Below are 10206 nucleotides of genomic sequence, written 5' to 3' on the forward strand. Positions count from 1 at the left end.
AGGCCGCCCTCCACGAAGCTCGCCTGCTGCTCGATCGAGAAGCCGCGCGCCAGCTCGACCGGGAGTCCGCCGACGTGGGGTCCGTCGTCGGTGGCGGACGCGACCGGGATTTCGGTCACCACCGGCGTGGCGAACCACCCGCGGACCGTGCGCACCAGGGCATCCCAGGGGCGCCGGAAGAGGGTCTTGCCGAGCAACGCCGCGCTGAAGAACGGCCCGAGGACGTCGACCAGCAGGAAGGCCGCGACGGGGTTGTGTTTCAGGTCGTGGAGGAGGTGCTCGCCGAACCTCTTCCAGCGCGACCCCGATGCGTAGCTCTCGAGGGCTTCCTCCTGACCCGCGCGGGGCAGCTCGAGGAGGGCGTTCGAGGGCGTCAGCAAGACCGGACACAGGGGGAACGACTCCTCGGTGTCGAAGTTGCGGTGGTCGATCGGGATGCCGAAGAACCCCGCGTAGCCGAACGTCTCGAAGGCGCCCGTGTCTTCGAAGTGGCGGCGGAAGGGCTCCGAGCGCACGTCGATGCAGAAGGCGGCCTGCGCCAGCGGGCGGCCATCGACCTCGGGGCCCGAAGCCCGGTGCTCGGCGATCTTCGAGAGCAGCGTGTGGCGGAAGGAGTCCTCGTAGGCCTCCAGCCAGACCGGGTTGTGCTCCTCGGCGTGAAAGGCATCGAGCCAACCCAGGACGGTCTGGGCGTCTGCTCGGGGCATCGCACGCAGGTCGTCCGCGGAGAGATCGAGGAGCTGACCGAGGTGGAAGAGGCGCCACGCGTCCCGACAAACGCTGCGCTTGTTGGCGCCGACGTGGGCGTGCGGCGACTCGCTGCCTGCGCGTGCTGCGACCTCGCTCGCGATCGCCGGCAGGGTTCCGGCGACGGCCCATTGGCGACCCGCTTCGACCACGACGAGCTCCACTTCGTAGAACAGCCGAACGGCGAGGTACTGCACCACGTCGATGGGGTTGGACTTCTGGATCGGGTCTTCCGGGTTCAGGGCGCGCCAGCGCACCAGTCCCGTCCAGCCCGGGAGTTGCCCGAGCACGCGGGCGAGGTAGTCGGGCCAGCGGGCCTCCGGGATCTCCAGTGCCTCGAGGCTGGCTCGGACGGCGGCTTCCGCGTCGTCGGGCAGGGCCGCGACCTTCTCGGCGAATCGCCCGATCCCGAGCAGCCGACCGCTCGCGTCGTGCTGGGCGAGCTCCCGCCAGGCGGCGTAGAACCCGTCGCGCTTCGAAGGCATCTCCCAGCCAGCCATGCCTTCGTCCACGAACGACGAGACCCACTTGATGACCTGGGAGTCGATTTGGGCGACGACGGACGCACCCGTCGTCGCGTCGATCCAGTCGCTGAGTGCGCGACGGAACGGGAGCTCCGCGGCGGCCGTGCCGTGGGCCGCGTCGTCCCCCGCGTCGAGGTCTTCGGGCTCGGAGGATCCCGCCGAGGGATCGACGAGGCCGAGCACCGAGAGCGCGGCCTGCCAGAGCCCGCCGACATCAGCGGTCGCGGGGGCGCCCGCCCGTGCCACGGAGAGGGCGTCACAGCTCGTGACCTGCCAATCGAAGAGGGCGGGTTCCAGGGGGTCGATCCCGTGGAGGAGGTGCGCCCGCCGCACCTCGGCGGCCGCGATCGTCCGCGACGCCAGGGAGACCGACTCCCCCGAGTCGGCCACGAGTCGCGCGAGGGCCTGGTCGATACTGCGCGCGCTGATGCGTCCGGCCTGGTGCAGCTCCCGGTACTCGTGCAGAGGGAGATAGCCTTCGGCGCCGAACAGGTGCTTCGCCTGCTGGAAGGCTTCGTCGAAGGGCAGGTGTTCGAGGCCCTGGAGCGGGTTGTGGGAGACGAACCCCTTCATCGGCCAGAACTGTGAGACCGGCTCGGCGGCCTCCTCGATCTGGGTCTGCAGCGCGGTCGTCGCCATCGGTCAGCCGGACTTCCTGCGGGCCGCCAGGGGATGCTCGGAGAGGGCGCGGTGCCCTTCGAGTCCGGCGATCACGAGTTCGCGGTCGTTCTCGCCGAACTCCGTCTGGAGCGTGGAGAGTCCCGACATGACTGTGTGGTCCACGAATTGGGCATTCGACATGTCGACGACGACTCTAGCGGCGGATTCTCCGACGATCCGTTTGCGCAACGCGATCCAGGTGCTGAACACGGCGGATCCGTCGACCTGGATGGTCGCCTCCTCGGCGCCGCTCTCGGTTGCGAGACTCGGCCGGAAGAGCGAGAAGGCCGGCGTCCCGTTCAGGACGTTCATGACGGCCTTGACCACGATGCCGATGCCGATGCCGACCAGCAGGTCCGTGGCGAGCACACCCACGATGGTCGAGACGAAGACGACGAGTTGCGCCGACCCGACCTTGTACATGTGAATGAATTCCTGCGGCGACGCCAGCCGGAAGCCCGTGAACACCAGCATGGCTGCCAACGCGGCCAGCGGGATCTGGTTGATGAGGCCCGGCACGAGCGCGACGAAGGCGAGCAGGAACAGCCCGTGGAACATGTTGGCGAAGCGCGTGCGGGCCCCGTTGTCGATGTTCGCCTTGCTCCGGACGATCTCGGAGATCATCGGCAGCCCACCGATGAACGCGGCGGCCGTGTTGCCGACACCGACGGCGAGAAGGTCCTTGTCGAAGTCGGTCTTCCGGCGCCACGGATCGATCTGATCGATGGCCTTCGCGCTCAACAGCGACTCGACGCTCCCGATCAGGGAGAACATCACGATGTACTTGATGCCTACGCTCGACAGGACGCCCGAGAAGTCGGGGAACGTGAAGGCGGAGAACATGTTGCTCGGGACGGCCACGAGGAAGCGCGGTCCGAGCGGGTGCTCGGTGCCTCGGAAGGAGTAGGCCTGCTCGGTGCCGACGCCGAAGAACAGGCCGAGCGGAACCGCGATCAAGAGGACGAGCATCGGCGCGGGAATGATCTTGAGCTTCGGGTTCTGGAGAAGCTGGAAGCCGAACATGATCACGAGGCTGATACCGCCGATCAGCGCGATCGCCGGATTCATGTCCACGAAGTAACTGGGAATGGCGGCGATCCGCTCGAGCGGGGAGCCCGACGCCTGGACGCCGAGCGCGATCGGGATCTGGCTCGACATCACGAGGAACCCGATCGAAGCGAGCAGGCCGTGCACGACGGCGGTGGGAAAGAACTCGCCGAGGACGCCCAACCGGAACACACCGAAGAGGATCTGGATGGCGCCGGCCGCGACGCCGACGCCCAGCGCGAGCCGGTACGCCTGGAGATCCGCACTGGGATCCGCGCCCCCGGTGAACCCGAACTCGGTGACGCAACCCAGCGCCACCACGATGAGCCCGGCGGCTGGGCCCTTGATGGTGAGCTCCGAGTTGCTGAGGAAGGCCGACAGGACGCCGCCGATGATGGCGGTGAAGACGCCCGCGATCGCGGGATAGCCGCAGGCCAGGGAGATCGCGAGACACAGCGGAAGCGCGATCAGGAAGACCAGGAAGCCCGACAGCATGTCGGCTCTGAAGTTCTGCTTCAGGCCTCCGAGCGTTCCGACGGGGACATCGGAGTTCTCAGGGTTCACATGGCCCTCCCTTGTTGGGGTGCGGGGTCCGGAGACGTTGTTTTTGCACCAGAATTGCGTTCGGTGCCAGGCTCTTCGGCGGCTTCCGGCTGCGCGGGCCGCACGTTCCGCGACGCGCCAGCGCGGCCACGGGGTCCGCAGCCCTCGGATGTGCCAGGTGGTCGGACCGCCGGGCCGGGATGGGCACACGGCGGGGCGCCGCCCTCAAACTCTTTCCCCAGGAATCCTCTCCCCAGGAATCCGGGCGATGCGGGTCGCGGCGACCTCGGACCCCTCACGCTTCCGGCCGCCAGGGCGACCTCGCACGCGCTCGATATGTGGGTGAAAACCATCAATCGCGGATCGGGCGGCGGGTCGTGCCGCGCTCGCGGGAGCCAGCCCGTGCCCACTCGTGATAGAAGGGCGGAGTGCGGCCGGGTGCCGCTCGGGAGGGATGCCATGGAGCTTTCACGCGTCGCGAAGCGAGTCGGAATCGTTCTGCTCGCCTACGTCGGGTTCGTCATCGCCTTCGAGACGATGCTCGGCGTCGTGCAGCCCGAGACCGGAGACACGATCGTCATCACCACGACCGATGCCGATGGCGTCTCGAGCGATCGCGTGCTCGGGCGGGACTTCGCCGGGGGCCAGCACTACGCCTCGGTGAACCACTGGCCGCGCGCCTGGTACCACAACGCGCTCGAGAACCCGCGGGTTCAGGTGACGATGGACGGCAAGACCGCCGACTACATGGCCGTCCCCGTCGACGACGAAGAGCACGCGCGGGTGGCGGCCGAGATCGGCAATGGGATCGTGTTCAAGATCCTGGTCGGGTTCGCGCCCCAGCGCTTCCTGCGCCTCGAGCCGGTCGAGGCTCCTTAGCTCCCTAGCTCCCAGGGGCCAGATTCCCGCCGCGGGCCGGCGGCTCGGTCCGCCGGGGTCTGCCGCCCAATTTCACGTCCCAAACTCAGATAGGGCCGGGCGGGGCAGTGTGCCGTCGGCCAGGCTGGGGCTGGACAGCGTATAGACACAAATACATAATGTGTCCATGGGACTCTCCGCGCTGAAGCTCCGCATCGTGGATACGGCGATCGAGTACATGACCGCCTTCGGCTCGGAGAAGCTGAACGTGCGCGAAGTCGCCCGTCACGCGGGCGTCGGCAGGGCGACGATCCACAAGCACTTCGGAACGAAACAGGGCCTGCTCGAAGCCGCGGAAGCCCGGATCGCCGAGCAGATGGTGGAAGTGCTGACCGACGTGGCGGCCTCCATCGACGGGCTTCATCTCCAGGCGGCCGCCATCGCCACGCGGATCCGCCGATCGAGAGTGGACCGCTCGATCACACCGTGGATCGGATTCTTCAGCCCGCTCGAGGAGGGCGCGCTCCTCGTGACCCACGCCGGCGAGCACATCCGAAGCCTGTGCGACGTCTTTCGACCGCTCGTCGCGATGGCCCAGGAGCGGGGCGAGATTCGCGCCGAACTCGATGCCGGCCGCACCTCCGAGTGGATTGCGCGCATCAGCCTCACCTTCGCGCTCGCGCCCGCGAACCTGAACATCGACGACGAAGGCAGTGTTCGGGAGTTCTTCCGCGAGCATCTCGCGGGCCTCGCCTGAGCGTTTCTCCAGCCGTCCGAGCCAGAGGAGCTCCCGATGCACGACAAAGATCTGCTCGTCCCTGCCGCCTATGCGGCGCACGGCTACCCCCACGAGACCTGGGAGCAGCTCCGTCGGGAAGACCCGGTCCACCGTGTCGAGGATTGGGACGGTCCGCCCTATTGGGCAATCACGAAGCACGCCGACGTGGTCCACCTCTCGAAGAACCCGGATCGCTTCGTGAACCAGCCGCGCATGATCATGGAGCCAGGGGGGGCCGACCCGGGTCAGATCGTCCGGACCCTGATCGTGATGGACCCGCCCGAACACCGACAGATGCGTGGCCTCGTGAGCAACCGGTTCACCCCCCGAGCGCTCAAGCGAATCGTCGACGAAGTGGACGGAATCACGAACCGGATTCTCGACGCAGCCGCGACCCACGGTGAGATCCGCGAGACCGACTTCGTCGAGTCGATCGCCGCACCCATCCCGATCTGGGTCATCGCCGAGATGCTCGGCGTCCCGACGGATCGCTGGCGGGATCTCTACGACTGGACCAACGCGGCCGTGGGCGCCGGGGATCCGGAGTTCAACCAGGGACGGCCGCCCGAAGAGGTACGCGTCGAGGCGATCATGCGCATGGCCGGCTTCTTCAAGGAGCTGTCCGACCAGCGGCGAGGGGATCCGCGGGACGATCTGGTGTCGCTACTGGTCCATGCCGAGGTCGACGGCGAGCCGCTGAACGACTTCGACCTGCTCAGCTACTACAACTTGATCCTCGCTGCGGGCAACGAGACGACACGCAATGCGATCTCGGGCGCGCTCCACCTGTTGCTCCAGCACCCCGAGCAGTTCGAGCGCCTGCGCGCGAAACCCGAGCTCCTGGACTCGTTCGTCGAGGAGGCCCTGCGCTTCCTCTCGCCCGTGATCCACTTTTGTCGCACGTCCAAGGAGGATTTCGAGCTGGGGGGCAAGAAGATCCGGGCCGGCGAGCCCATGGTCCTCTTCTACCCGTCGGCGAATCGAGACGAAGCGGTCTTCGATCGTCCCAACGAGTTCGACATCACGCGCAATCCCAACCCGCATCTCGCGTTCGGCATCGGCGAGCACTTCTGCATCGGTACGCACGTCGCTCGGCTCGAGATGCGGACGCTGTTCCGCCATCTCTTGCGTCGGCTCGAGCACGTCGAGCTGGTCTCCCCGCCCGAACGGCTGGCATTCGCGACGGTGGGGGGCATCAAGCACATGCAGATCCGCTACCGGCTCGACTAGTCCCGGCTGCGCGCTGCGAAGGCCCGCAGGTCTCGCCGGGTACGTGAAAAGACGGAGTGGGGACCCAGGATTCCCTGGACGTTCGGCTCCGGTGGATCAAGGCGCTGTGGGGAAACGCCGACAAGTGGGGCACCCCCCATGCGTTCCGAGCGCCGAAACTTCTATCGCATCCTGCATCTGCAGCCCGACGCGCCGCCGGACGTCATCCGGTCGAACTACCGGGCGATGATGCAGAAGCTGCGCATGCACCCCGATCTCGGCGGCGAGCACTGGGACGCCGCTCAGATCTCCGAGGCTTACGCGACCCTGTCGAATCCGGCGCGGCGTGCGGCGTACGACGAGGAGCTCCTCGAGCAGTACGACTTGGCGGCGCTCGGGGAAGGGCGCCCCGAAGCGCGCCGCGCACGGACCTCGACGCGTCGCGCGACCGGGAACCGTCGCAACTACTACCGCGTGCTCCAGGTGCAGCGAGAGGCGCCGCTCGCGGTCATCGAAGCGAGCCATGCCGCGCTGCGCCAGGTCGCGCTCCGGGAGGGCGGCGACTTCGCGATTCTCGACGAGGCCTTCACGACGCTCCGTGATCCGGAGCGTCGCCGACTCTACGACGCGCAGTTGGCGAGACCGGTGGGCCAGGATCGCGTCGACACCGGTCACGGGGCACCGGGATACGTGCCGCGGATCAAGGACTACTGCGCCTTCTGCAAGACCCCGGCTGGTGCGGCGGAGCGCGCGCAGGGTTCGGATTGTCGCGAGTGCCGCGGGCCGCTCGCACCGCCCCTCGAGGAACTCGTCGCCCAGGCGCGTCGCGCGGTGGCCCGCATCGGAAAGCGGGGGGCGCTCGCGCTCTATCGCTATTGGCCGGGTCCCGCCCAGGCGGCGAGGCTCATGGATCTCTCGCCCACCGGGCTGCGTTTCTCTTCCGCTACCGCCTTCGACGTGGGCGAAGTGATCAAGATCGACGGCCGAGGCTTCCGCGCCGTCGGCGAGGTCGCCCATCGGCACCCGGGCTGGTTCTCGCATGACGCAGGCGTGCGCTTCGTCGCGGTGAGTTTCGAGCAGGCCAGCGGGAGCTTCGTTTCCACCCGGGCCTGAACCCCGGCGGAAATCAGCGGGGCACGTCGCCGACGATCGTGACGCGCTCCATCCGCCGCTCTTCCGGCCAGAAGTCGTTGGTCGCGAAGTGCTGGGTACAGCGGTTGTCCCACATCGCGATGGAGTCCTTCTCCCAGCGGAAGCGGCACTGGACGTTCGGGCTCATGATGGCCCGTTCGAGATGGTCGAGGATGGCCTGGCTCTCTTCGGGCGCGACGTCGTCCACGTGAGTCACGAAGCTGCCGTTGGTGTAGATCCCCTTCTCGCCCGTCTCCGGGTGGGTGCGGACCACGGGGTGGTGGACCACCGGATACTTCTCGCGCATCGCTGCCTGCTTCTCGGGTGGGACCCGACGGCCGAAGACCCGCATGTAGTCGTGGGAGGCGGTCAGCCCCTCGATGCGCTGCTTCCATTCGGGCTGGAGACGCTCGTAGGCGAGCACCGCATTCGCGAAGCAGGTGTCTCCACCGACCGGGGGGATCACACGCCCGCGCAGAATCGAGCCGAGGGAGGGCGCCTTCCGCCACGTCACGTCGCTGTGCCACATGTTGGCGGCGTAGGGCTGCTCCTTCGTCGACACGATGTGGACGATCTCCGGGTGCTCCGGGAGGTCGGGCGCGAAGGGGTGGCGTTCGAGCTCGCCGAAGCGGCGGCCGAACGCGATGTGCTCCTCGATCGTCAGATCCTGGTCGCGGAAGAAGAGCACCTTGTAGTCGAGCCAGAGCTTCCGCAGCTCGGCAAGGCCCGCGTCGTCGAGGGAGCGGAGGTCGACCCCGAGGATCTCGGCGCCGATCGCGGCGGTGAGGGGACGGATCTCGAAGGGCATGACGACCTCGGCTGGCGGGTTCCCCGACAGCCTACCCGACGCGATCCTTCGCGTGCGGGCGATCAGCCGCCCTGGCGCGGCGCCAGCTCGAAGAGCCAGAGATCACCCGAGTCGACGACGCTCGTTCCGATGTCCGCGCCACCCGCGTACTTGCGGGAGAGCTCGGCGAGGATCGGTTCGAGGTCGGGACCTTCGGTCAGGCGAACCAGGGTCCGCTCGTAGATCTGGCCGTCCACGCGCAGGCGCGCCCGGGCGTCCTGCTCGGCGTGATACGGCCAGTGCTTCCAGAGTCGGCCGTACCAGCTGTTCATGTAGCCCGAAGGAATGAACAGCCGACCGTCGTGGACGAGCACGAACGTGGTACGCGACTGGGCCGGCTCGAACAGCTGGAACTCGACCGTCGGCCGATCCTTGAGGAAAGCCCAGTCCGGTTCGACGCCGCTGTGCACGTCGCCGCTGGTGAAGGGGCCGCCGGCGATGATCTCGAGCGGGCCGTCCGCGAAGCGCGCTCCGATGAACAGCGCGACGACGCCGAGGACCACGACGCCGACCAGCCCGCCGAGGATCTTGAGTACCCGTTGCATGCGAACTCCTTCTTGCTTCCGGCGCGGCGCTAGTAGAAAACGTAGGAGCGCACCACGAGATTCTTGCGGCACGGCGCGTCGCTGGGCGCCGTCGGGTCGATACTCGACGAGTGGAACGACCAGCGAGAGACCGCGCCGTCGGTGACCGAGTCGTAGCACTTGAGCATCGACACCTCGGTCGGTGTCTGGTTCGGGACCCAGTACCACTCGTGCTCGGCGCGTCGCGTGAAGTAGGTGGTCTCGCCCACGCGATCGTCGTAGACGCGGTAGTTGTTGATGTAGGGCTGGTCGGCGAACGAAGGCCAGGCGCACAGCACGAACGGGTTCTGGCGGACCGTCTCCATCGGCTTCGCGAGGTTGATCGACATGAAGCGGCGCGACATCTTCGCGTCGGCTTCCGCTTCGGTGTAGTCGAGCGTTCGCCCGAAGTTGCGCAGGTTGTGGGTCAACAGCTCGCGGCACCGCACGCGACCGCTGTTGTCGTTCAGGTCGTTGTGGACGACGTTGGCGTAGGCCGCGTTCACCCCCGGGTTCTTCGCGGCCTGGTCCTCCGTGCGGTCGCCCTCGTAGTCCTTGTCGAAGACATCGTGGTTGTAGACGATCGCGTCGGTGGCGCCGGGGAAGAAGTCGAGCAGCAGCCGTTCGATCTCGGGGTAGTAGACCCGCTCGACCTCGGCCGCGTCGTAGAAGTTCGTGCACTTCGACTCGAGATGGGCCAGCGAGACGCCCAGCTTGTCCATGCACTCGGGCGTGTAGGGGGAGAGACCCCGGTGGTACTCTTCGATGCGTCGCGCGTCGCGAAGCACCTGGGGGAAGTAGAGGCAGCAGCGGAAACCGTCGAGCTCGTCCCGACGCAGCGCGGCGGCTTCGGCCTTGCGGCCGGGATCCTGCCAGAGCGCGTTCGAGGAGACGATCGAGTAGGACGGCGCCTCCTTGATCGAATAGCGGAGCGGGACGACGAGCCCGCCCTCGGGTGCCTCGAGGCCTGCGTCCTGGATGTGCTGCAGGCACTCGCTGAAGCGCCGGAACCCCAGGCCCCACTGGGTTTCGATCGGGCCGGGCGGCGCGCTCTCGATCCACTCGCGCAGCTTCACGGAGCCTCCGGACGTGGCGGCGTCGAGCGCGTCCTGGGTCGCGGCGGTCGTTCCCGCATCTCCGTCGCGGTCGAAGGCCGCGTAGGAGAGGCCCTCGTTCGCGGCGATGGGCAGGGGTTGGCCGTCGGTTCGCTGGAGCGACGGAACCCAGGCGCGGGGGCGGGCTCTGTTTGTCTGTTGGTTTGATCCCCCGTTCCCCTCTCTGTGTATATTGTGCTCTTCA

9 protein-coding genes are annotated in these 10206 nt (G+C 67.6%); 4 read left to right on the forward strand and 5 right to left on the reverse strand.

Features of this window, described 5'->3' with window-relative positions; translation table 11 throughout:
* A partial coding sequence (locus AAF430_26465; GenBank protein ID MEM7413800.1) for a putative inorganic carbon transporter subunit DabA occupies positions 1 to 1910 on the reverse strand: 1910 nt, incomplete at its 3' end.
* A gap of 3 nt (positions 1911 to 1913) precedes the next feature.
* A complete protein-coding gene (locus AAF430_26470) occupies positions 1914 to 3542 on the reverse strand; it encodes a SulP family inorganic anion transporter (GenBank protein MEM7413801.1) in 1629 nt (542 codons plus the stop codon).
* A 438-nt stretch (positions 3543 to 3980) separates the two neighbouring features.
* On the opposite strand from AAF430_26470, the gene AAF430_26475 reads away from it, so the two are divergent.
* The 4 genes from AAF430_26475 to AAF430_26490 all read left to right on the forward strand — a co-directional run bounded on the left by AAF430_26475 (position 3981) and on the right by AAF430_26490 (position 7479).
* Positions 3981 to 4400 carry a nitroreductase/quinone reductase family protein gene (locus AAF430_26475; GenBank protein MEM7413802.1) on the forward strand — a complete coding sequence of 140 codons (420 nt, stop codon included), beginning with the start codon at positions 3981 to 3983 and terminating at the stop codon, positions 4398 to 4400.
* Between the two features lie 166 nt (positions 4401 to 4566).
* The gene (locus AAF430_26480; protein MEM7413803.1) at positions 4567 to 5136 is read left to right on the forward strand and encodes a helix-turn-helix domain-containing protein; all 570 of its coding nucleotides are present in this window, start codon (positions 4567 to 4569) and stop codon (positions 5134 to 5136) included.
* Between the two features lie 36 nt (positions 5137 to 5172).
* Complete coding sequence (locus AAF430_26485; protein ID MEM7413804.1) at positions 5173 to 6387, forward strand: cytochrome P450; 1215 nt, start codon at positions 5173 to 5175, stop codon at positions 6385 to 6387.
* 138 nt (positions 6388 to 6525) lie between these two features.
* Complete coding sequence (locus AAF430_26490) at positions 6526 to 7479, forward strand: DnaJ domain-containing protein (GenBank protein MEM7413805.1); 954 nt, start codon at positions 6526 to 6528, stop codon at positions 7477 to 7479.
* A gap of 13 nt (positions 7480 to 7492) precedes the next feature.
* Here the strand turns inward: AAF430_26490 and AAF430_26495 are convergent, their stop codons facing one another.
* The 3 genes from AAF430_26495 to AAF430_26505 form a co-directional block, all read right to left on the reverse strand.
* Positions 7493 to 8305 carry a TauD/TfdA family dioxygenase gene (locus AAF430_26495; GenBank protein ID MEM7413806.1) on the reverse strand — a complete coding sequence of 271 codons (813 nt, stop codon included), beginning with the start codon at positions 8303 to 8305 and terminating at the stop codon, positions 7493 to 7495.
* Between the two features lie 62 nt (positions 8306 to 8367).
* Positions 8368 to 8889 carry a hypothetical protein gene (locus AAF430_26500; GenBank protein MEM7413807.1) on the reverse strand — a complete coding sequence of 174 codons (522 nt, stop codon included), beginning with the start codon at positions 8887 to 8889 and terminating at the stop codon, positions 8368 to 8370.
* Between the two features lie 29 nt (positions 8890 to 8918).
* The coding region (locus AAF430_26505; GenBank protein MEM7413808.1) for a CmcJ/NvfI family oxidoreductase at positions 8919 to 10206 on the reverse strand (1288 nt) is incomplete at its 5' end.

The organism is Myxococcota bacterium, assembly GCA_039030075.1.
In the GTDB taxonomy this organism is placed as follows: domain Bacteria; phylum Myxococcota_A; class UBA9160; order UBA9160; family SMWR01; genus JAHEJV01.